We start from the raw sequence: 21699 nt of genomic DNA, 5'->3' as shown, positions 1-21699 counted from the left end.
TCCTCTGATAAAAATTTTACGAATTATATTACTACTATTGACGTTCTTAACATAGTGTAGTAAGATGACTTTGTAGGAAAACTTAATAAATTAAGATCATTGATCCCAGGGGGGCTGGTGTTACCAGCTGAGATTAAGAATGGAATTCTTTGACCCTATAACCTGATCTGGTTAATACCAGCGTAGGAAGAGGTTTTATGTATTTGAAAAATACCTTTATAGCTTTAAAGATATAGGTACAAACCTCCAACTGGTTTGTACTTTTTTATATTTAAAATTAAAGAATTTGGGAGGCGTTAATATGAAGTTTTCGGAAAGTCTATACGAAAGCGTAAAAGAGATTTGGGAATCCTATTATACTCATCCTTTTGTAAAGGGTATTGGTGACGGGACTTTAGAGGTAGATAAGTTTAAGTTTTACATGATTCAAGATTACATATATCTTCTAGATTACGCAAAGGTTTATGCATTAGGTGTAGTAAAAGCAGACAGAGAAGAGATAATGCAGGGTTTTTCAACTATGGTAAATGGAATATTAAATGGGGAAATGAGTATTCATCGTTCTTATATGAAAATACTTGGGATTACTCAAGAGGAAATTGAAAATACAAAAGCTTCACTTTCAAATATTTCCTATACTCATTATATGCTAGCTGTATCTCAGATGGGTGGCCTGGCAGAGCTTTCAGTATCTCTACTAGCTTGCATGTGGAGCTATTTAGAAATTGGCAAAGTCTTAAGTAAAAATCCTGGGGCAACAGAACATGAATTTTACGGAGAATGGATTAGGGGTTATATTTCAGAAGAGTACAAAGAAGGTACTCAATGGGTAATAGATTTAGTAGATGAGCTTTCAGAAAACCTTTCAGAAAAGGATAAGGAAAAGCTAAGAGAAATATTTATAAATACCAGCAAATATGAATACATGTTTTGGGACATGTCTTACAATAAGGAGATGTAATTCTCAATGTTAAAGTTTTTTAATGTTAATTTTAAGTATAAGAATGATTCAAAACTTCTTATAGATAGTTTAAACTTTCATGTAAATAGGGGAGAATTTATAAGCATAATTGGTCCAAGTGGATGCGGTAAGAGCACTATATTTAGATTGATTTCAAGACTTGAGAAAAGCTCAGATGGAGATATTTATATTAATGATAAAAATGTTAACGATATCGACAGCCCTATAGGATATATGCCTCAAAGTGACTTACTGATACCCTGGAGAACTATTTTAGAAAATGCCTGTTTACCATTAGAGGTAGGCGGTAGAAAGCAAAAAAATGCAAAAAAGAAGGCTGAAGAATTTTTGGAGGCTTTTGGATTGGACAGCTATAAAGACAAGTATCCAAAGGATTTGTCAGGGGGCATGAAGCAGAGAGTTTCTTTTATTAGAACACTGCTTACCGGAGCAGAGGTTATGCTTTTAGATGAGCCATTTAGCGCACTAGATGCAATAACTAAGATTTCTATGCAGGAGTGGCTTTTAAATCAGTGGTCAAAGTTTAATAAGACCATACTGTTTATAACTCATGATGTTGAGGAAGCATTATTTTTATCTAATAAGATATTTGTTGTTTCTGAAAAACCTATTAACAAGTTAAAGGAAGTAATAGTACCTGTTGGTTATCCAAGGGACAGGCATATGTTAAGCAGACCTGAAATACTAAGTATAAAAGAAGAGCTTGTAAATGAATTAAAGCAGAGGGTTGAGCTATGAAGAAGTATAAATCATCAATAATTGTAGGTATTATATTTATTATAATTTGGGAGGGACTTGCAAGATATATAGATGCAGCGTATATACTTCCATCACCTAGCAGCATTTTAGAAAAGATTTGGATATTAAGGAAAGAACTTTTCTTGGTACATCTTCCTGCCACATTGTTAGTTACTTTTATAGGACTTACTATATCAATAGTTTTAGGAGTAGCTTTGGCTGTAGCAATGAATTTAAGTGAAAATATACAAAAGGCAATATATCCTATTGTAGTAGTAACGCAAACTATACCTATTACTACTTTAGCTCCAATATTTGTACTGTGGTTTGGATATAGTATTTGGAGTAAGGTATTGGCAACTGTACTTATGACCTTTTTTCCTATAACTATAAATGTATATGACGGCCTCCGCTCTACAAAAAGGGAGATGGAGGAGCTTTTAATGACCTATGGAGCAAGCAAAATGGATATATTTATTAAACTAAAGCTTCCTTCAGCGATGCCATATTTCTTTTCTGCTTTAAAAATAACAGTGTCCCTTAGTATGATAGGTGCTGCCATCAGTGAGTGGCTTGGAGCCCAATCAGGGCTTGGATATTTCAGCAAAAGAATGATGACTCAATTAGATGGAGCTGCAGTTTTTGCACCAATTGTAATTTTATCCTTTATTACAATAATTCTTGTTGCCATAATTAGTATATTAGAAAATAAAATAATAAAATGGAGGAATGAATAATGAAAAAGTTAAAGTATTTATCACTATTATTAGTATTTACATTTGTAACTTTCATGTTAGCTGGATGTGGAAGCAAACAAGCTGCTAATAACAGCTCAGAAAAGCTGGAGGATGTAGATTTAGTACTGGATTGGTATCCAAATGCAATACATAGCTTTATATATGCAGCTATTGAAAACGGCTACTTTAAAGAAGAAGGATTAAAGGTAAATATTAAATATCCGTCTAATGCAACAGATCCACTAACATTAACAGCTGCAAACAAAGCAACTATAGGTATTTATTATCAACCAGACATAGTAATGGCAAGAGCCAATGAAAAGGTTCCAGTAAAATCTATTGGGGCAATAGTACATACACCATTAAATGTAGTTATATCTTTAAAAGAAAAAAATATAAATTCACCAAAGGATTTGTCAGGAAAGACTATTGGCTTTTCAGGAAATCCTCTAAACATAGAATATGTTAAAAGTATGATAAAAGCAGATGGAGGAGATCCAAATTCAATAAAATCAATAGATGTAGGTTTCGAATTACTTTCTTCCATGACAACAAAAAAAGTTGATGCTACTACAGGGGGACTTATAAATCACGAGGTTCCTGTACTTGAGCATGAAGGACACCCAGTAAACTATTTTGACCCATCTAAATATGGAGTACCTAACTATTATGAAGAAGTTTTTGTTACAAGCGATAAGACCTTAAAAGACAAGCCTGAAACTTTAAAGAAGTTTATGAAAGCTGCTAAAAAAGGCTATGAGTTTACTAAGAATAATCCAGATAAATCCTTAAGCATATTATTAAATAATCAACAAAAGGACAACTTCCCTCTTATAGACGCAGTGGAAAAACAAAGCATGAATGTGCTTCTTCCTAAGATGGAATCAAAGGATGAGCCTTTCTTATACCAGGATAAGAAGGTTTGGGAAAATAATATAAAATGGTTACAAGAAAAAGGTATGTTAAAAGGAGAAGTTAAGGCAGAAGATTGTTATGTAAATCTTGATGAAGTTAAATAGTTTTATACATATTTAACCCAGAAGCATTGAATCACATTGCTTCTGGGTTCTTTATTATTGTTTTGCTTGAGATGAGTAATGCTAGGGAAGAGAAGAGGAAGGCATAAACTCAGTCAGCCATTGACTTACTGCTTCCGAATTAATTCGCTGCCTGTTTATTAACATATAGCTTTCTATACTTGGTGGTGTGCTTTCGAGAAGCTTTATTTCCACTAGTGAACCTTCTTCCAGAAACTTCTTAGCGGCGGACTCTATCATGAAGCTAAATCCAATTCCTTCTTTTAAAAATTTAATGATGCTGCTGCTAATATTGATATCCAGTGGATATACATAGTTTTTCGGGAAAATTGAGTAGAACCATTCCTGAAATGGAGCAGTCATAATTGCAGAGCACAATAAAGGCAGATTTCTAAGCTCAACCTCTGTGATACCGCATGCAGCGGCACTATTCTGTGAACCAGTAACCAATATGATTCTGTCGCTATGGAAGGGTTCACATATGAATTTAGGAGATTTAATGTCCCAATATGTAAATGCAATATCTACCTGATCCTCATGAAGCATTTGTATCAGTTCTTCACTATGTTCAATGGTAACTTTGACTGCAATTTTTTTATTTTGCTGCATATATTTAAGAACCATGTCCTGCACATGGCAATCGTAAATAGAGTGTACAGCACCAATATTAAGTGTATCGTTGAATAATTCCAGAGCTTTAAGCCGAAAAATAGCAGATTCCTGTATACTTAGCAACTGTTTAGCGTAGGGAAGAAAAGCTTCTCCCGCATTTGTCAGTTCCACATGCTTATTTGTCCGGACAAACAGGGTTTCTCCTATATTATATTCAAGATTTTTTATTCTGCTGGTGATGGTAGACTGAACCACATGAAGCTGTTCAGCTGTTTTAGTAAAGTTTTTCAACTTAGCTAAGTAAATGAAAGTTATTAAAAGATCATAGTCCATACGTCAAATCACCTCTTATCTATAATTAATATTTTCGATAGTTGTTATTCAATATATTCGTTATACAAATAGAAAAACCTCTTTTATAATCGAAGATGTAAATAACTCGATAAAACTATTATAAAGGAAAGAGGACTATTTATGTATAAGATGAATGAAAAAATTGAATCGATGTATTGTATTAAATGTGGAGAAAAATATACGGTAGGAGATTATTTTTTAGGATGCCCCAAATGTCTAGAAAAAGGGGAAAATGCCGCTATTTCATTTCAGTATAAGGAAGCAATCTTCAAAAATCCTAGCATGAAAGGTATGCAGAAATATGGACGTATACTTCCTTATGAAACATTTCCAACCTTAGGTGAAGGTGATACACCAGTGGTGAAGCTTGAGAAAATGGCAAAACTCTTGGGAGTTAAAGAAATATTTATAAAAAATGAGTTCCAAAACCCTACCGGTTCTCACAAAGACAGAATGAGTCCACTGGTAGTGGCACGAGCACTTGAACTGGGCAAAAAAGGTATAGTAGCTGCCTCAAGTGGAAATGCAGGTATTTCCATAGCAGCCTATGCTGCAAATGCAGGTCTGGATTGTAAAATCACATCATTACCAAATGTGAATATGGCCTATAAGACTGCCATTGAAGCAACAGGCGCAGAGCTAGTAATAGTTGATGAAGCTGATGATATAGCTGCTAATGGTAGATGGGGTTATATGAGGAAAATGGTTGAAGAATATGATTGGTATCCGGCAACAAATTATATTTTACCGGCAGTAGGAAGCAATTGCTTTGGAGTTCAAGGATACAAGACCATAGCTTATGAAATATATGAGGAATTTGGAGACAACCTACCTGAATATATATTTGTACCTGTATCTAGAGGGGACCTCCTTTGGGGAATATTTGAGGGTTTTAAGGAATTGCTGAAGCTTGGATATATTGTTGCATTACCAAAGTTGGTTTGTGTAGAACCATTTAGAAGAATTTCCAAAGTGTTGGAAGGGGAAGACTATAGAAAAGAATTTCCTGGCGAATGTTCTTTAACCGCTTCCATCGGAGGGAGTACCGTAACTTACCAGTCTTATGTAGCTATAAGGGATTCCAATGGTTTTGCGGTTGATATACCTCAAGGTAATGTAATCGATGATGTCAGACAAATGGCTCATTTGGGATTATATCTTGAAACATCCTCCGCGGTAGTATTTAGTGCTCTAAAAAGGGCAATAGAAAAAAGGATACTGGATAAGAATTGTAGAATTCTTATCATAGGAACATCCAATGGATTTAAAAATAAACCTGAGTTATTTTAGAAATAGAAAGTAATAAAATTAGGAGGGAAGAAACTATGAATAATATTGTTTTGCTAGTGGTAGATGTGCAAAATGCATTAATTAAGAAACATCCTCATAATGAACAGAAAGTTATTGAAAATATTAAAAAACTCATTTTAACTGCAAGAGATAATAAGAAGGAAGTTATATATGTACGTCATGATGATGGAAAGGGAACCGAGCTTGAACAAGGGACAGATGGCTGGCAGATCTATAATGATATAGCACCTAATAGTGGTGAATTTATTGTTGAAAAAGAGTATAACAGTGCTTTTCATAGAACTGGATTAAGGGAGCATTTAGAAAGTAAAGAGATAGATACCATTATACTGGTAGGACTTCAAACAGAATATTGTATTGATGCTACTTTAAAAAGTGCCTTTGATTATGGATATAAAATAATAATTCCAGAAGAAACAAATACAACTTTCGATAACGAGTATCTATCTGGTAATAAACTTTATGAGTTTTATAATTATAAGATTTGGAATAAACGTTTTGCTAATGTTCTTTCAATGGACGATGTAATGAAAATTTTGCTAGACAATTAACTAATAGGATATTAGTAAAGGCTTTTAAAAAATTAAAGGGATTGGTTTATTTTTTGCTATAAATATCCAATTTCGATAATTGAGTTAACCAAGGTATTCATAGGGGTACATCTGGCAGTACAGAAGAGGTACCCCCATGAATACCGCTAATAAATCAAGCACCCAAGTTGGATATCTATATTACATAAGGCCAATTTTTTCAGGAATAATTAATTCAGCTTCTGTGCTTTTTACTACATCTTCTACGCTTACTCCAGGAGCAACTTCTTTTAGCACTAGTCCGTCTTTTGAAACTTCAATAACTGCTTTTTCAGTTATTATTAGATTTACAACACCAGCAGCGGAAAGAGGAAGAGTGCATTTTTTAAGAATCTTAGAATTACCTGCTTTATCAGTATGAGTCATTGCTACAATTACCTTTTTAGCACCAACTAATAAATCCATTCCACCACCCATACCAGGGATGAACTTACCAGGTATTTTCCAGTTAGCTATATTTCCTTGTTGATCTACTTCAAGAGCCCCTAATACAGTAGCATCCACATGTCCACCTCTTATAATAGCAAAAGATAAGGATAGGTCGAAGGCTGATGCACCAGCAAGCATAGTTATAGGTTCACCGCCTGCATTACCTAAATCAGGATCCGACTCTCCAAGCTTAGGCTTAGGACCAAATAACAAGCCACCGTTTTCCGTTTGTAAAATTACGTTAACTCCTTCAGGTATATAGTTAGCTGATGCTGTAGGAATTCCGAAGCCTAAATTTACAACCATTCCGTCTTTAAACTCTTTTGCGATTCTTTGAGCTATAATTTCTCTTTCATTCATATTTATACCTCCATTATCTTAGTTTTTTGCTTTTTACCCATAAATCTTCAAAGATCTTCTCTCTTTCTTCTAAGCTACTACCTTGAATAATAATATCAACGAAAATTCCAGGTGTACCTATTTCGTTATAAGAGAGCTCACCAGTTTCCACTATTTCATCAACTTCTGCTATAACTAAATCTGCAGCAGTAGCCATTACAGGATTTGAATTTAAAGCTGTTCCTCTATATTGAAGATTACCAAATTTATCTGCTTTATGAGCCTTTATAATGGCTATATCTGCTTTTAGTGGAGAATACAACAAAAATTCCTTACCATCTACTGTAACTTTTTCACGTCCATCTTCCATTTCAGTACCTAAGCCTGTAGGGGTTAACACTCCGCCTAAGCCAGCTCCAGCAGCTCGTATCCTCTCAATCCAGGTTCCCATTGGATTGAATTCTACTTGAACTTCATTGTTTATATATTGTTGTACAAGACAAGGGTCTGTTCCTATATGTGCTCCAATAAATTTTTTAATCTGCCTGTTTGCTGTAAGTTTTCCAATATCAAAGTTTCCACCAGGATTAGCACCTACTACGCTTATGACAGTTAAGTCTTTCACAGCATTTTTTACTAATTCGTCAATTATTCCAAGTGGTGCACCTACCCCTAAGAATCCACCAATCATAACAGTTGACCCGTCTTTAATATTTTTTACTGCATCTTCAACTTTTTGTATAATTGCCATTTTTCATCCCCCCATTAAAATAATTTGCCCATTAGATACCAGCTATAGAACTCCAACTTCTATAAGAAGTGAGTTAATGACTGCTAAGCTATAGAGTTATAGTTTTTTACTTTGTTTAACCTGGCCCTTTAGTATATTAGCAAGTAACATGCCAGAGCTTTGCTATGAAAAAACTAATATTTTCAATATAAGATTGTTATCTAATAATATGCTCTAGCAACATTTTGTTACAGCTAGATAAAAAGTTCCCTTGAGAACTCATTCTACTAATATAGTTACAATGGGTAACAAAATGTTATTAAGTAACACTCTGTTACTTAATTTTATTTATAATAAAAAATTTCATTAGCAGCTAAAAACTTTTATCCGATGCCAAGAACTCTATTCATAAATTTGAAATAAACACAGCTCAATGGTATACTTATAGACAACATAAATTTGAAATTTATGGATATAATGTAATGAGGTGATGCTATGCTTGAAAATAACAATACCAGTTTTAATAAAGAAGAAATTTCTAGTTTATTTACTTATATAACTTCCCTTATTTTTGATCAATTGCCTATACCCATTAACATTGTAGATACAGATTGTAAAGTAATAGTTATGAATAAAGCATTTTTAAAACTTCTTAACCTTAAACATGAAGATGTGGAAGGAAAATATTTACCAGAAATTGATCCCACAGTTCGATTACCTCTTGTACTAAAAACTGGACAAGCAGAAATAGGACAAAAACATAAATTTAAGGATGGTAGAGAATGTATTGTAGATAGGATTCCTCTTTTTTATCATAATAAGATAATTGGAGGGTTGGGAATTATATCTATTGATGATTTGAGTTTTCTATATAATCTTTTAGTGGAAGATGACTTTACTAAAAAGTTATCCTTATATAAAGCTAGTAAAGTATCAGAAGTATATAATTCAAAATATACTTTTAATGATATTTTAACAATTTCTTCAACAGGATTCAGTTGCAAGAAGAAAGCCATTAAATATAGTGGTGTGGATTTTACAGTTTTAATCACTGGGGAAAGTGGAGTTGGAAAAGAGTTGTTTGCTCACTCTATTCATAACGCTAGTCCACGAAAAGAAGGACCTTTTATACCAGTAAATTGTGGGGCTATACCGGAAACACTTATAGAATCCGAACTTTTCGGATATGAAGAAGGAGCTTTTACAGGTGCTCAAAAATCCGGTAAAAAGGGTAAATTTGAGTTAGCTAATGGAGGAACTATTTTTCTTGATGAAATTGGAGAACTTCCGCTAAGTATGCAAACAAAGCTGTTAAGGGTTTTACAAGAAAAAGAATTAGAAAAAGTGGGAAGCAATAAAAAGACTATTATAGATGTAAGAGTAGTTGCCGCAACTAATGCTTCATTAGAGGATAAAGTAAAGCAAGGAAAATTTAGATTGGACTTATTTTATAGACTAAATGTGTTAAATCTAAAAGTTCCTAGTCTTAGAGAAAGAGGAGAGGATATTCAGTTACTTGCAGAGCATTTTGCAACTAAGTTATATCAAAAGTTAGGAATATACAAAATAATTCCAGATGAAATTATAAAAATTCTTAAATCCTATTCTTGGCCAGGAAATGTAAGAGAACTAAAAAACATTATTGAAAGTATTATCATAAACTCTGAAGATACTATTATTAAAAATGAAGATATTCCAGAATATATATTAAAAAATGTACAAAAACAACAAATGAAAAATTATCAGCTAGATTGTCCTAAAAATTTAACTTTAAAGGATACATTAAAAGAAATAGAGATGAAAATTATACACGATACTTTGAAAAAATGTAATTATAATAAGAAAGAGACATGTAAAACTTTAGGTATTCCACGTATGACTCTTTACCGTAAACTAAATGAAAAGCATAGTATTAAATAGAAGAAAAATAGATTTATGTTGATTTCAGCAGGGTAAATTAATATAATAGCAATATAAAATTAATGATTGTCTATGTTTTAAAAATATTGAAAGAAGGAAAAAAATTGAAATATATAAAATATCTAATTTACTTTGCAGCACAACAAGCATTATCATGTGTTTTTCCAGTTGCAATATTTCTCATATTAGCAATTTCAAAGGTGATAAGCATACCTTTTTTATATAGATATGATTTTATTTTGATAGCTTGTGTAATTGTTCAAGTAATGATGGTTCACTTTAAATTAGAAACTATAGAAGAATTAAAAGTAATATCACTATTTCATATTATAGGTTTAGTTCTTGAATTATATAAAGTACATATGGGTTCTTGGGCTTATCCGGAGTATGCTATAACTAAATTTTGGGGAGTTCCTTTATACAGTGGTTTTATGTATTCCAGTGTAGCAAGTTATATTTGTCAGGCATGGAGACGATTTGATCTAAAATTTATAAATTGGCCAAGCAATTATATTACTTACCCTTTAGCAGCTGTAATATATACTAACTTTTTTTCACATCACTATATATTGGATTTAAGATGGTTTATTGTATTAAGTCTATTTGTCATTTTTTTAAAGTCAAATGTAGAATTTAAAGTTTATAAAAAATGTTTTAAGATGCATCTTGTTCTCTCCTTTTTCTTAATTGGATTTTTTATATGGGTAGCAGAAAATATATCAACATTTTTAGGGGCTTGGAAATACCCAAACCAAACAGAAACATGGAATATTGTTCATTTACAAAAGATAAGCTCATGGTTTCTGCTAGTGATTATAAGCATAATAATTGTTGCTAATTTAAAGCTGAAGCATTCCAGTGATGAAATTTGTAATACATGAAAGAGCTAAACCTACAATATTGAACTTCTATGTTGCAGGTTTAGCTCTTATTTTAAATATAATCATAAGCATAAAAACACAAACTAATGTTAAAGAACCACATAGTACAAAAGCCCAGGCAGAGCCAATTTTGTCTGCGGCATAACCAGAAAATAGGCTACCTAAAGGAGCACTTCCAGCGAATACAAGTGAATATACGCTCATAACTCTTCCTCTGTACTCATCCTTAGAGTTAACTTGCAGCGTTGAATTAGCAGTAGTAGAGAAATAAATATTGAAAAGTCCATTTATTACAAGAAAAATTGCCGCCGTATAATAAGTACGGGAAAAACCTATGAAGATAAGCATAACAGCAGTAATTATTGAACTTCCGAATAAAATTAGCTTCTTAGGTCCTGATTTACTTCTTAAGGAAACCATAACTGCGCCTATAAGAGAGCCTGCTCCAAGGGAGGACATTAAAAATCCATATATTTTTTCCTGCTGATGAAGAACGTTTTTTGTGAAAACAGGAATTAAAATATTATAATTAAAGACAAATATTCCAATTACAGTGACCATGCAAACAGTTTCAAATAGCACAGAATTATTAAAAATATATTTAAGACCATCCTTAATTTCTTTAAATATGTTGTTAGAAAAGTTCTTTCGCACATAAGGTTTTGATTCAATATATATGAGACCGCAAAGCACTGTTAAAAAGCTCAAGCCGTTTAGAAAAAAGCACCAGGCTATGCCTATATAAGCCATAAGTAGTGCACCTATAGCAGGGCCTACAATTCTAGCAAGATTAAAGGTAGCAGAGTTTAAAGCTATTGCATTCATTAAATCCTCTTTGCCTGCAATTTCAACTATAAAAGACTGTCTTGTAGGCATGTCAATTGTATTTATGAATCCTAAAAAAAGTGCAAGTATTACAATGTGATAGTATTTTATGCTGTGGGTAAATACTAGTGCAGACATTATAAAAGCCAAAAGCATTGATAATGTCTGTGTGATTAAAAGGATTTTTTTCTTTGGAAACCTGTCTATAGCAACTCCTGCAAATAGCGAGAAAAGCGTTATAGGTAAAAATTGCATTGTTCCTATAATTCCAAGCAAGAAAGGTGAACCTGTAAGTGAAAGTACAAGCCAAGATTGACTAACACTTTGAACCCAGGTACCAATAACAGATACGCATTGCCCAATCCAATAGTATCTAAAGTTTTTATGGGTAAGAGCATGAAAATTGTCTTCTATAAACATTTTAAAATGCTTTTTCAAATTCATATTTTATCGCCTTCTTTATTCATGTTTAATTTAAAAAATATGTCTAGATATACATTATTCCAAATACGTGAAGATTATATCATATCTTCTTAAACTTTAACAAAAGTCAAATGAAAGCAAAAAACGGAGTGTAAAGTATTTGTATTAGTTTATACTATAAAATAATAGGTATAACAATATTAAATACTTATGTAAAAGAAAGAACATGGATTTGTATTGTAAATCCATGCCCTTTTGACTTTTTAATTTTTAAAGCTGTGAATTGGCGCAGGAATATGTCCGCCTCTGTTTATAAAATCTTCGCTGGAAAATTTACTTACAGGCATTATAGGAGCTGTTCCTAAAAGGCCACCAAATTCAGCTTCATCACCAACTGTTTTGCCGTAAACAGGTATTATTCTTACTGCAGTTGTCTTGTTATTTATTACTCCAATAGCAGCCTCATCTGCAATAATTGCTGATATAGTTGATTCTGGAGTATCTCCAGGGATTCCTATCATATCAAGACCTACGGAACAAACACAAGTCATTGCTTCTAATTTTTCTAAATTTAAGGAACCAGATTTTACTGCAGCAATCATTCCTTCATCTTCACTTACAGGAATGAATGCACCACTAAGCCCACCTACTTGAGAAGCGGCCATTACACCACCTTTTTTAACTGCATCGTTTAATAGGGCTAAAGCAGCAGTAGTTCCATGGCATCCACAGCTTTCAAGTCCCATTTCTTCTAAAAGTCTTCCTACACTATCACCTATAGCTGGTGTTGGAGCAAGTGATAGGTCAACTACTCCGAAAGGAACATCTAGTCTTCTTGAAGCTTCCTGTGCTACAAATTGGCCAAGTCTTGTTAGCTTGAATGCAGTTTTCTTTATTGTTTCTGAAACTACATCAAAGCTTTTTCCTTTTACTTGTTCAAGGGCAGATTTTACAACTCCTGGTCCGCTAACACCGACATTTATTATGCATTCAGCTTCTCCAACTCCATGAAATGCACCAGCCATAAATGGGTTGTCTTCTACTGCATTAGCAAATACTACAAGCTTAGCACAGCCTATACTGTCTGTGTCCTTTGTAAGATAAGCAGTCTTTTTTATTATTCTCCCCATGTCTCTAACAGCATCCATATTTATTCCAGATTTGCTATTTCCAACATTTATTGAGGAACAAACTTTTTTTGTAATAGCTAGAGCCTCAGGAATTGATTCTATAAGTATTCGGTCTCCTTTAGTGTATCCTTTTTGTACTAGAGCTGAAAATCCTCCTATAAAGTCAATTCCTAAAGTCTCAGCAGCTCTATCTAAAGTCTTAGCGAATTCAACATAATCAGTATCATCACAAGCTTGAGCAATAATAGATATAGGAGTTACAGATACTCTTTTATTGACAATAGGTATTCCATATTCTGTTTCAATTTCTCTTCCAACTTTAACTAAGTTTTCTGCATATTTAGTTATTTTATCATAAATTTTAATTCTTGATTGCTTTCCGTCACTATGACAGCAATCTAAAAGAGATATACCCATTGTAATTGTTCTTATATCTAAATTTTGATCATCTACCATTTTTATTGTTTCCATTATATTGTTTAAATTAATCATTGCTTTAAAACTCCTTGTAATTTAAATTTTGTACATTGAATTAAATATATCTTCTCGCTGAACTTTAATAGAAACATCTATTTCTGCAGCTTTATTTTCAAGTTTAGTTTTTAAATCCTTAAATTCAAGCTGCATTTTTGACAAATCAACAAGCATTACCATAGCAAAGTAATCATCTATGAGAGTTTGATTAATATCTAAAATATTTACGTTGTTTTTAGATAATACAGAAGTTACTTCATGAATAATACCTACCTTATCTTTTCCTAATACACTTACAAATGCTTTCATTTTTTATCTCTCCTTATGAAATTAAATTTTAAACAATTTACCCAGGAGTGTATCCATCGGACAAAATAAAAGAGACTAAATTTAAATTTAGTCTCTGGAAAGCAAGATTTTTGAAGCAAAAAATAAATAGTTATTTTTTCCCGTTCAAAATCCCCTGTCCTTTTACCTGAGAGCTTCACCAAAATATATTTTGGCTTTCCCCTTCGGTGCTCAGTCGAGTCTCTCCAGAGGTTCGTCCAATAACGGTTTAATAAAATTATTCCGCTAAATTCATCCGATCCGTATTAAATTGTTTAATAGGATATTAACATAGACACCAATCTAAATCAATTTCCGAATTTTGTTTGTTTTTGCAATAAAAACGTTTTCAAACAGGAGATTCCTGCAAAAATCTTGCATTTTGAATTGCAACTAAAACTTTTAATCTTTTCAGTTTTAGAAGAATATAAACTCACCAATAAGATTGAAAAATAAGCAAATGTTAACGTTTAAATTTTATAATTTAGAAATGTACGCGAACAAAATACATTTGACTTTTGTGTGGAAACATTATAAAGTGTTAATCATATTTGAGTTTTAAATCTAAATGACATTAATTGCAAAAAGGAGACTAATACATTGTTGTATAGAAGTACTAGGGGGAACGGGAAAGTTGTGGGAGCATCTGCAGCAATAATTAGGGGCATAGCTGAAGATGGAGGACTATATGTACCAGAAGAATTTCCTAAAATCACAAAATCCTTTCAAGAGTTAGGGGATATGAAATATAGGGAACTTGCATTTTATATTATTAAAAAGTATTTTGATGATTTTAGCGATGCTGAACTTAGAGAATGTATAGATAGAGCTTATGATGAAAAGTTTGAAAATTCTTATATAGCACCACTGAACTACAAAGCAGGAGCATATTTTTTAGAACTTTATCATGGAAAGACATTGGCATTTAAGGATAAGGCACTAAGTATACTTCCCTATCTTTTAAAAACAGCAGCAGAGAAAATAGGCATGACAAAAGAAATAGTTATACTTACTGCTACATCCGGGGATACTGGAAAAGCTGCATTAGAAGGTTTTGATAGCGTTGATAAAACAAAGATTGTAGTTTTTTATCCAAAGGATGGGATAAGTGAAATTCAAAAGAGACAAATGACTACACAAGAAGGGAAAAATACTTTTGTAGTTGGTATAGAGGGGAATTTTGATGACGCACAAAATGGAGTTAAGGAGATATTTAATGATAAAGCATTTAATGAGCTATTAAATAAAAATAACTATATGCTTTCTTCGGCAAACTCTATAAACATAGGGAGATTAGTGCCTCAAGTGGTTTATTATGTTTATTCATATGTAAGTCTGCTAAAAGATAAAAAAATACAAGAAGGGGAAAGCATAAATGTAGTTGTACCAACAGGAAACTTTGGTAATATACTAGCGGCTTTTTATGCTAAAGCAATGGGAGTGCCACTAGGAAGGTTAATTTGTGCATCTAATGAAAACAAAGTACTTACAGATTTCGTAAACACCGGAATTTATGACAGAAAAAGAGAATTCTCCGTGACCAATTCTCCTTCTATGGACATTTTAATATCCAGCAATTTAGAAAGATTTTTATATGAAATAAGCGGCAGAGATGAAGAACTTATAAATAATCTTATGAAACAACTTAAAGAAGAAGGTAATTATGAGATAAATGAAGAGATGAAAGAAAAGCTGAAGATATTATATGGGGGCTTTGCTGACGAAAAAGAAACTCTTGCAGCAGTTAAAAAGGTCTATGAAGCTTCAGAATATGTTATAGATACACATACTGCAGTAGCCTATGAGGTTTATGAAAAGTATAAGAAAAATACATATAATGATAGAGCTGCCGTAATAGCCTCTACTGCAAGTCCATTTAAGTTTCCAAGAAGTATAAATGAGGTTTTAAATTTTGCAAATAGCAGTGCTTCGGATTTTGAGATGGTACAAGTACTATCTGAGAAGATGGGCTTGAAAATACCTAAGGGAATAGAGAGCTTAGATAAAAAAGAAATTCGTCATAAAGTAACATGTAAAAAGGATGAAATGAGAGAAGTAATTAAAAATTTTTTAGGGGTGTAGGTGATAGTTATGGTAGAGGTTAGAGTACCAGCAACAAGTGCTAATATGGGACCAGGCTTCGATTGTCTTGGGGTAGCAGTTAATATGTACAATAGATTTTATGTGGAGGAAATCGAAGAGGGGCTTGTTTTCGAAGGTTGTGAAGATAAATTTAAAAATGAAGATAACCTGACATATGTCGCAATGAAAAGATGTTTCGAAAAGATGGGCTATAAACCTGCTGGTTTAAGAATAAGAATAGAGAGCGATATACCTGTATGCAGAGGTCTTGGGAGTAGTGCTGCCTGTGTGGTAGGGGGAGTTATTTGCGCTAATGAATTGGCTGGAAGAGTTTTAAATGATCAAGAACTCTTAGATTTGGCGGTGGAGGTAGAAGGTCATCCAGATAACATAAATCCAGCCTTTTGCGGAGGAATGACTGTTTCTATATCAGAAGGCAAAAAGGTTGTTTACAACAATGTAAGGGTTAAGGAAGGCATTAAATTTTGTGCACTTATACCTAATTTTACATTATCTACAGAAGAAGCCAGAGCAGTTTTACCTAAGAATATAGATTATAAGCAGGGGATTTTTAACGTAGGAAGAACTGCACTTTTGATATCAGCATTAAATAATGGGGATTTTCATTTAATCAAATATGCTTGTAAAGACAAGCTACATGAGGATTACAGAGCGCAGCTTATAGAGAATTTTTATTCAATAAAAGAAGAGTGTGAAAGACTTAATTGTTTGGGCGTATTTTTAAGTGGGGCAGGCCCAACAATTATGGTTATGCTTAAGGAAGAAGATCAGGAGTTTTGCAAAAATATTCAAGGTTTTTTAGAAAATTTGCAAAGTAAATGGGAAGTTAAAGAGCTTAACATAGATGATAAGGGTACTGTGGTAAATAATTTAGAGCAGCTAACTCAGTGTGGATAAGCAGAAAACCAAAATCTTAAGCAGGCAACCAAAATCTTAAGTGACTATCACCAAATCTGTGATTTGGTGATAGTCACTTACACAGAGTGCTGATTTTGTGTGAATCAGTTAAGCAGACATACAAAATCTTCGGTTTTGATATTGTCGCTTACTCAGTGAGTACTCCTCGACATAAGGAAGAGGAGTTTCATTTAAACAATAAATGGGGGGCTAAGAATGAATAATCTAATCGTAGCTAAGTTTGGAGGAAGCTCACTTGCTGATAGTGAGCAGTTTAGAAAAGTAAAGAACATAGTTTTAGAAAATGAAAAAAGAAGATATGTTGTGCCTTCAGCACCAGGTAAAAGGTTTAGTAAGGACTACAAAATTACAGATCTATTATATTTGTGCCATGCACATGCTCAAAATAGCATATCTTTTGATGATGTTTTTAGGCATATAGAAGAGAGATATACTAGCTTGGTAAGGGAGCTGGAGGTTAGGATAGATATAAAAAAGTATCTTGATGAAATAAAAGCTAAAATTGAAGATGGGGCTTCAGCAGATTATACAGCTAGCCGTGGGGAATATTTAAATGGACTAATTCTTGCTGACTACTTAGGCTATGAATTTGTAGATGCAGCAGAAATTATACGTTTTAAAAGTTATGGCAGGATAGATTTTGAAGCTACGCAAAAAGCTGTAGATGAAAAGATGTCAGCTGTGGAAAGAGCAGTTATACCAGGCTTTTATGGGGCAATACCTGATGGGACTATAAAGACTTTTTCAAGAGGAGGTCCTGATGTAACTGGAGCAATAGTTGCAAGATGCTTAGGCGCAGAACTTTATGAAAACTGGACAGATGTTTCAGGATTTTTAATGGCAGATCCAAATATTGTGGAAAATGCAAAGCCAATAGAAGTTGTAACTTATAAGGAACTTAGGGAGCTTTCTTATATGGGGGCAAAAGTACTGCACGAGGAAAGTATATTTCCAATCAGAGACGTATATATCCCTATAAATATAAAAAATACTAATAGACCACAGGACAAAGGAACTCTAATTGTGGATGATGACAAGCCTATAAGCTACAGTGGAACTATCACTGGTATAGCAGGCAAAAAAGGCTTTACAGTTATAGCTGTACAAAAAATGCTTATGAATTCAGAACAAGGTTTCTGCAGAAAGCTTCTTTCCATATTGGAGAGTAATGGAGTATCCTTTGAAAATATGCCCTCTGGTATAGACTCTGTTTCCTTAGTTATAGAAGATACACAGCTTGGAGATAAGCTGGATAACATATTGGAGGAAATCAAAAGGCAGTGTAATCCAGACTCTCTAGAGGTTTATCCTAATATGGCACTTGTAGCTACTGTGGGTAGAGGAATGGATAGAACTAAGGGAATATCCTCAAAGTTATTTAGAGGTCTTGCAGAGGGAGACGTAAATATAAGAATGATCAATCAGGGAGCAAGTGAAATAAATATCACTGTCGGTGTAGAAAATGAAGATTTTGAAAAAGCACTAAGAGGCATATACAAAGCATTCGCATAGTTCGGTAGCTTATAGCTAGAAAGAGGGGGCAAAGTTATGAAAAAGGTTAGAATAGCGTTATTAGGTTTAGGAAATGTAGGTAAGGGTGTTTGGAATATATTAAATTCTAATAGAGAAGCCATAATGAAAAGATCAGGCTATGATATTGAGATAGCAAAGATATTAGTTAGAGATATAAATAAAAAGAGAACTATAGATGTTCCAGAAGAACTTCTAACTACAAATGCAGATGAGATATTTAATGACGATAGTGTTAAAATTGTGGTAGAGGTTATGGGAGGAATAGAGCCTGCAAAAGATTATGTTCTAAATGCTATAAGAAGAAAGATGCATGTGGTAACAGCTAATAAAATGCTTATTGCAACTAATGGTCAGCAAATTTTTAAAGAAGCAGAGAAAAATGAAGTTGTTGTAAACTTTGAAGCCAGTGTAGCTGGTGGAATTCCCATAATTAATGGTATAAATGAAAGCTTAACTGCAAACAAAATTCAAGAGGTGGTTGGTATAATAAATGGAACTACAAACTATATACTGACTAAAATGACTTTAGAAAATATGAGTTTTGAAGAAGCACTAAAAGAAGCACAGAAAAAGGGATATGCTGAAGCAGACCCAACTTCTGATGTAGAAGGTTATGATGCTGTTTATAAATTAGCTATTTTATCTACACTAGCATTTGAAACAGAAGTAGACGTAAATGATATATATGCAGAGGGAATAACTAAAATAAAGGCTATTGATATTGAATATGGTAAAGAACTTGGATATGTTATAAAACTTCTGGCAATAGTTAAGGAAGTAAAGGGTAAGTTGGAGCTTAGAGTTCATCCTACAATGCTTCCAGCTATTCATCCTTTAGCAAATGTTAATGATTCCTTTAATGCTATTTTCATTAAAGGAGATGCTGTGGGGGACTTGATGCTTTATGGAAGAGGGGCAGGAGAACTGCCTACAGGAAGTGCTGTAGTTGGAGATATTATATCAGTTTTGAGAAATGATACTGAAGGGTCAAATGTTCTAATCAGAAATTACGCGGATAAAGAAGTAGTTCCTGTAGAAAGCTTTAAATCTCAATATTATCTAAGAATTTCAGTAAAGGATCTTCCAGGTGTTCTAGGAAAAATAGCTACTATTCTTGGTAAAAATGAAGTAAGTATTTTATCCTTTATACAAAAGCCTAAAAAAGGAGAGTTTGTATATATAGTTATTGTTACTCACGAAACTTTCGAGGGTAATGTTAATAAGTCCTTAGAAAATATAAAGAAATTAGAAGAAGTAAATAAAATTGAGAATGTAATTAGAATTGAAAATTTAGATTATTAAAAAACTATAAAATGTTTTTATGTTAAAATAACTTAATAAGGGTATGAATGAGAGGTGTGGACAATGACCTTTTCAATAGAGTGGTTTAAAACACGAAAAGTAATTTCTGATTATTTTGAGAGGGAGGTGATATTATAATAAGGAAAAAGGAGAATTTAACATGATAGAGTACAGAATAGCAAATAGAAATGAAATAGATGAAGTTTTTGAAGTATGGAAAGAATCAGTAAAAGCTACACACGATTTTTTGAAAGAACAAGATTTTGATGAACTGAAACTACAATTGAGAGATTATCTAGATAAAGTTGTAATCGAAGTAGCTTATGATACAGAGCTAAAAAGTATATTGGGGTTCGCAAATGTTAAAGACAACAATTTAAATATGTTGTTTTTACATCCAGACTCCATTGGAAGGGGAATTGGCAGCAGTTTATTTGATTATATGATGGAAAAGTACTCATTTTTATCGCTGGATGTAAATAAGGACAATCCAAAGGCAAAAGAATTTTATTTACACAAAGGATTTAAAGTAGTATCTGAATCTCCAACAGATGATGATGGAAGACCTTATCCAATATTGCATATGAAAAAAGAATTATAGAAATAAGCCTTCAATAATATTATGAATATAAGATAAACCAGTACTTAAATAGCACTGGTTTTATTAATTAATTAAAAATGGTTATAGGAAACAGTTTCTAAAATATCTTTCCTTTTTGTATGATTAGGATGAGGTTTTGCATCTTTACTTGGATAGCCTATTGGGAAAATACATACTGGCTCAAGATTTGATGGTATATTAAAAGCGTTACGAACAGCAATTGGATCAAAATGACCAACCCATGTTGTACCCAATCCAAGTTCAGTAGCTTGCAGCATCATATGTGTAGCAACAATACTTCCATCAATATCAGTATGGACTTTTCCATCATAGCTACGCTTCCATGCTTCATCTTTGTTAGCACATATGAGTAAAGCCATAGGTGCATTAAAGTGATAAACTGTACAATCTTTCAGTTTAGCAAGTGCCTCATCACTTTCAATTATTAAGATTCTTTGAGGTTGATAATTTACAGCAGTAGGAGCTAATTGTCCAGCTTTCAAAATTAAATCTAATTTATCTTTTTCAACCTTTCTAGTATCAAAACTTCTTAAAGAATATCTTTCCTTTGCTAATTCTATAAAATTCATATAAATACCTCCCTTTTATATGCTACTTGTAATATAGTAGATTTTATATACTAGTCTGTTTAGCAAATCTTACTCCCATATCAAAAGCCTTTTGACAGTCTTTAGGGAATTGCTCATCTCTAACTTTTGATTTTTCCTTCTCATCGAATAATGTAACAACATATTTTGAATAATCATCGAATTGATATGTGTCGTTTACAATTAATGATTCAGAAGAACCAAAGAGGTTTTTCATGACCATTTCCGAGGATTTAAAACTTTGCTCATATCCTATACCTTTCATTCGTTCATTAGTAACATTCATAGTATAGATGAATCCAGTTGATATTTTTTTACCGAAAAGGCTTGAATAATCAGCATCATAAACTAAATATTGAAACATGAACCTTTCTAAAAAAGATCTCATAGCTCCAGTAACTGAAGCAAAATATATTGGAGAGCCTAGAATAATGGCATCAGCTTTTGCAGCCTTTTCAAGTATAGGTGTTAAATCATCCTTTAAAGCACACTTGCCATAACTTTTACCATTTTTCATTTTGCAAGCAAAACAACTTACACAACCCTTATAGTTTTGTTCGCAAAGATGGATAAGTTCTGTTTCAGCGCATTGTGAAGCTGCACCTTCAAGTGCTTTATTTAGAAGAGTAGCAGTATTTTTATCTTTTCTAGGACTTCCGTTAATTGCTAATACTTTCATTAATTATACCTCCATGTTTGCTATTTTACTAAAACTGGAATAAATTGTTTTATCCGATCGCTACCATTGCTAACACCTCCATCTTTGCATGAAACTCCTTCTCCTATTGTCGAAGG

21 protein-coding genes and 2 riboswitches are annotated in these 21699 nt (G+C 32.9%); of the genes, 13 read left to right on the top strand and 8 right to left on the bottom strand.

The genetic code is table 11. The features are described 5' to 3' along the window. The first annotated feature begins 97 nt into the window (after positions 1-97). Positions 98-206, top strand: a riboswitch (TPP riboswitch). A gap of 95 nt (positions 207-301) precedes the next feature. Genes tenA through I6U51_RS04235 form a run of 4 tightly spaced genes read left to right on the top strand, consistent with a single transcriptional unit; the run spans position 302 to position 3476 of the window. Beyond that, the gene (tenA, locus tag I6U51_RS04250) at positions 302-961 is read left to right on the top strand and encodes a thiaminase II (protein ID WP_211141354.1); all 660 of its coding nucleotides are present in this window, start codon (positions 302-304) and stop codon (positions 959-961) included. A 6-nt stretch (positions 962-967) separates the two neighbouring features. Next, entirely contained in the window at positions 968-1720 is a 753-nt protein-coding gene (locus I6U51_RS04245; RefSeq protein ID WP_211141353.1) for an ABC transporter ATP-binding protein, read from the top strand. After that, the gene (locus I6U51_RS04240) at positions 1717-2457 is read left to right on the top strand and encodes an ABC transporter permease (protein ID WP_211141352.1); all 741 of its coding nucleotides are present in this window, start codon (positions 1717-1719) and stop codon (positions 2455-2457) included. The genes I6U51_RS04245 and I6U51_RS04240 overlap by 4 nt, the downstream gene beginning before the upstream one ends. Then, entirely contained in the window at positions 2457-3476 is a 1020-nt protein-coding gene (locus I6U51_RS04235) for an ABC transporter substrate-binding protein (protein WP_211141351.1), read from the top strand. Before I6U51_RS04240 ends, I6U51_RS04235 begins: the two co-directional genes overlap by 1 nt. An 81-nt stretch (positions 3477-3557) precedes the next feature. Here I6U51_RS04235 and I6U51_RS04230 read toward each other — a convergent pair whose 3' ends face one another. Then, positions 3558-4439 carry a LysR family transcriptional regulator gene (locus tag I6U51_RS04230; RefSeq protein WP_211141350.1) on the bottom strand — a complete coding sequence of 294 codons (882 nt, stop codon included), beginning with the start codon at positions 4437-4439 and terminating at the stop codon, positions 3558-3560. A 141-nt stretch (positions 4440-4580) separates the two neighbouring features. Here I6U51_RS04230 and I6U51_RS04225 point away from each other — a divergent pair, with 141 nt between their 5' ends. Both I6U51_RS04225 and I6U51_RS04220 read left to right on the top strand, forming a co-directional pair. Next, positions 4581-5750, top strand: coding sequence for a threonine synthase (locus I6U51_RS04225; RefSeq protein ID WP_211141349.1), 1170 nt, complete (start codon positions 4581-4583; stop codon positions 5748-5750). Between the two features lie 35 nt (positions 5751-5785). Continuing rightward, positions 5786-6322 (top strand): cysteine hydrolase family protein, encoded by a 537-nt coding sequence (locus tag I6U51_RS04220; protein WP_211141348.1) that lies wholly within the window; start codon positions 5786-5788, stop codon positions 6320-6322. A 180-nt stretch (positions 6323-6502) separates the two neighbouring features. Here I6U51_RS04220 and I6U51_RS04215 read toward each other — a convergent pair whose 3' ends face one another. Both I6U51_RS04215 and I6U51_RS04210 read right to left on the bottom strand, forming a co-directional pair. Then, the gene (locus I6U51_RS04215; RefSeq protein ID WP_211141347.1) at positions 6503-7150 is read right to left on the bottom strand and encodes a 3-oxoacid CoA-transferase subunit B; all 648 of its coding nucleotides are present in this window, start codon (positions 7148-7150) and stop codon (positions 6503-6505) included. A 13-nt stretch (positions 7151-7163) separates the two neighbouring features. Next, on the bottom strand, positions 7164-7880 hold the full coding sequence (locus I6U51_RS04210) for a CoA transferase subunit A (RefSeq protein ID WP_211141346.1): 717 nt from the start codon (positions 7878-7880) through the stop codon (positions 7164-7166). A 474-nt stretch (positions 7881-8354) separates the two neighbouring features. Between I6U51_RS04210 and I6U51_RS04205 the strand changes: the two genes are divergently transcribed. Both I6U51_RS04205 and I6U51_RS04200 read left to right on the top strand, forming a co-directional pair. After that, on the top strand, positions 8355-9779 hold the full coding sequence (locus I6U51_RS04205) for a sigma-54 interaction domain-containing protein (protein WP_211141345.1): 1425 nt from the start codon (positions 8355-8357) through the stop codon (positions 9777-9779). 104 nt (positions 9780-9883) lie between these two features. Then, positions 9884-10660 carry a DUF817 domain-containing protein gene (locus I6U51_RS04200; RefSeq protein ID WP_211141344.1) on the top strand — a complete coding sequence of 259 codons (777 nt, stop codon included), beginning with the start codon at positions 9884-9886 and terminating at the stop codon, positions 10658-10660. 27 nt (positions 10661-10687) lie between these two features. On the opposite strand, the gene I6U51_RS04195 is transcribed toward I6U51_RS04200, so the two are convergent. The 3 genes from I6U51_RS04195 to I6U51_RS04185 form a co-directional block, all read right to left on the bottom strand. Further along, entirely contained in the window at positions 10688-11929 is a 1242-nt protein-coding gene (locus I6U51_RS04195; protein WP_211141343.1) for an MFS transporter, read from the bottom strand. A 242-nt stretch (positions 11930-12171) separates the two neighbouring features. Continuing rightward, positions 12172-13527 (bottom strand): DUF711 family protein, encoded by a 1356-nt coding sequence (locus I6U51_RS04190; protein WP_211141714.1) that lies wholly within the window; start codon positions 13525-13527, stop codon positions 12172-12174. 24 nt (positions 13528-13551) lie between these two features. Then, complete coding sequence (locus I6U51_RS04185; RefSeq protein WP_211141342.1) at positions 13552-13821, bottom strand: ACT domain-containing protein; 270 nt, start codon at positions 13819-13821, stop codon at positions 13552-13554. A 144-nt stretch (positions 13822-13965) separates the two neighbouring features. Beyond that, a riboswitch (glycine riboswitch) is annotated at positions 13966-14059 on the bottom strand. 380 nt (positions 14060-14439) lie between these two features. On the opposite strand from I6U51_RS04185, the gene thrC reads away from it, so the two are divergent. From thrC to I6U51_RS04160, 5 genes are all read left to right on the top strand, one after another. Further along, positions 14440-15921, top strand: a complete 1482-nt coding sequence (gene thrC / locus I6U51_RS04180) for a threonine synthase (protein WP_211141341.1) — start codon at positions 14440-14442, stop codon at positions 15919-15921. Positions 15922-15930: 9 nt separating this feature from the next. After that, a complete protein-coding gene (gene thrB, locus I6U51_RS04175) occupies positions 15931-16839 on the top strand; it encodes a homoserine kinase (protein ID WP_211141340.1) in 909 nt (302 codons plus the stop codon). Between the two features lie 216 nt (positions 16840-17055). Continuing rightward, the gene (locus I6U51_RS04170) at positions 17056-18372 is read left to right on the top strand and encodes an aspartate kinase (RefSeq protein WP_211141339.1); all 1317 of its coding nucleotides are present in this window, start codon (positions 17056-17058) and stop codon (positions 18370-18372) included. A gap of 36 nt (positions 18373-18408) precedes the next feature. After that, the gene (locus tag I6U51_RS04165) at positions 18409-19695 is read left to right on the top strand and encodes a homoserine dehydrogenase (RefSeq protein ID WP_211141338.1); all 1287 of its coding nucleotides are present in this window, start codon (positions 18409-18411) and stop codon (positions 19693-19695) included. Positions 19696-19855: 160 nt separating this feature from the next. Next, positions 19856-20296, top strand: coding sequence for a GNAT family N-acetyltransferase (locus tag I6U51_RS04160; RefSeq protein ID WP_211141337.1), 441 nt, complete (start codon positions 19856-19858; stop codon positions 20294-20296). Positions 20297-20367: 71 nt separating this feature from the next. Here the strand turns inward: I6U51_RS04160 and I6U51_RS04155 are convergent, their stop codons facing one another. Continuing rightward, positions 20368-20886, bottom strand: a complete 519-nt coding sequence (locus I6U51_RS04155) for a nitroreductase family protein (protein WP_211141336.1) — start codon at positions 20884-20886, stop codon at positions 20368-20370. A 43-nt stretch (positions 20887-20929) separates the two neighbouring features. Further along, entirely contained in the window at positions 20930-21583 is a 654-nt protein-coding gene (locus I6U51_RS04150) for a flavodoxin family protein (protein WP_211141335.1), read from the bottom strand. Between the last annotated feature and the right edge of the window lie 116 nt (positions 21584-21699).

Source organism: Clostridium aciditolerans (assembly GCF_016316925.1).
Classification (GTDB): Bacteria; Bacillota; Clostridia; order Clostridiales; family Clostridiaceae; genus Clostridium_AM; species Clostridium_AM aciditolerans.
Note: the sequence above shows the minus strand (reverse complement) of the source record. Positions and strands in the feature narration are given on the sequence as shown.

Bases quoted from the DNA above. Each gene is read 5' to 3' on its own strand.
- I6U51_RS04225 (WP_211141349.1), top strand. From the start codon at position 4,581: ATGTATAAGATGAATGAAAAAATTGAATCGATGTATTGTATTAAATGT.
- I6U51_RS04220 (WP_211141348.1), top strand. From the start codon at position 5,786: ATGAATAATATTGTTTTGCTAGTGGTAGATGTGCAAAATGCATTAATT.
- I6U51_RS04155 (WP_211141336.1), bottom strand. From the start codon at position 20,886: ATGAATTTTATAGAATTAGCAAAGGAAAGATATTCTTTAAGAAGTTTT.
- I6U51_RS04215 (WP_211141347.1), bottom strand. From the start codon at position 7,150: ATGAATGAAAGAGAAATTATAGCTCAAAGAATCGCAAAAGAGTTTAAA.
- I6U51_RS04150 (WP_211141335.1), bottom strand. From the start codon at position 21,583: ATGAAAGTATTAGCAATTAACGGAAGTCCTAGAAAAGATAAAAATACT.
- I6U51_RS04195 (WP_211141343.1), bottom strand. From the start codon at position 11,929: ATGAATTTGAAAAAGCATTTTAAAATGTTTATAGAAGACAATTTTCAT.
- I6U51_RS04205 (WP_211141345.1), top strand. From the start codon at position 8,355: ATGCTTGAAAATAACAATACCAGTTTTAATAAAGAAGAAATTTCTAGT.
- tenA (WP_211141354.1), top strand. From the start codon at position 302: ATGAAGTTTTCGGAAAGTCTATACGAAAGCGTAAAAGAGATTTGGGAA.
- I6U51_RS04240 (WP_211141352.1), top strand. From the start codon at position 1,717: ATGAAGAAGTATAAATCATCAATAATTGTAGGTATTATATTTATTATA.
- thrB (WP_211141340.1), top strand. From the start codon at position 15,931: ATGGTAGAGGTTAGAGTACCAGCAACAAGTGCTAATATGGGACCAGGC.
- I6U51_RS04170 (WP_211141339.1), top strand. From the start codon at position 17,056: ATGAATAATCTAATCGTAGCTAAGTTTGGAGGAAGCTCACTTGCTGAT.
- I6U51_RS04235 (WP_211141351.1), top strand. From the start codon at position 2,457: ATGAAAAAGTTAAAGTATTTATCACTATTATTAGTATTTACATTTGTA.
- I6U51_RS04230 (WP_211141350.1), bottom strand. From the start codon at position 4,439: ATGGACTATGATCTTTTAATAACTTTCATTTACTTAGCTAAGTTGAAA.
- I6U51_RS04210 (WP_211141346.1), bottom strand. From the start codon at position 7,880: ATGGCAATTATACAAAAAGTTGAAGATGCAGTAAAAAATATTAAAGAC.
- I6U51_RS04185 (WP_211141342.1), bottom strand. From the start codon at position 13,821: ATGAAAGCATTTGTAAGTGTATTAGGAAAAGATAAGGTAGGTATTATT.
- I6U51_RS04160 (WP_211141337.1), top strand. From the start codon at position 19,856: ATGATAGAGTACAGAATAGCAAATAGAAATGAAATAGATGAAGTTTTT.
- I6U51_RS04245 (WP_211141353.1), top strand. From the start codon at position 968: ATGTTAAAGTTTTTTAATGTTAATTTTAAGTATAAGAATGATTCAAAA.
- I6U51_RS04165 (WP_211141338.1), top strand. From the start codon at position 18,409: ATGAAAAAGGTTAGAATAGCGTTATTAGGTTTAGGAAATGTAGGTAAG.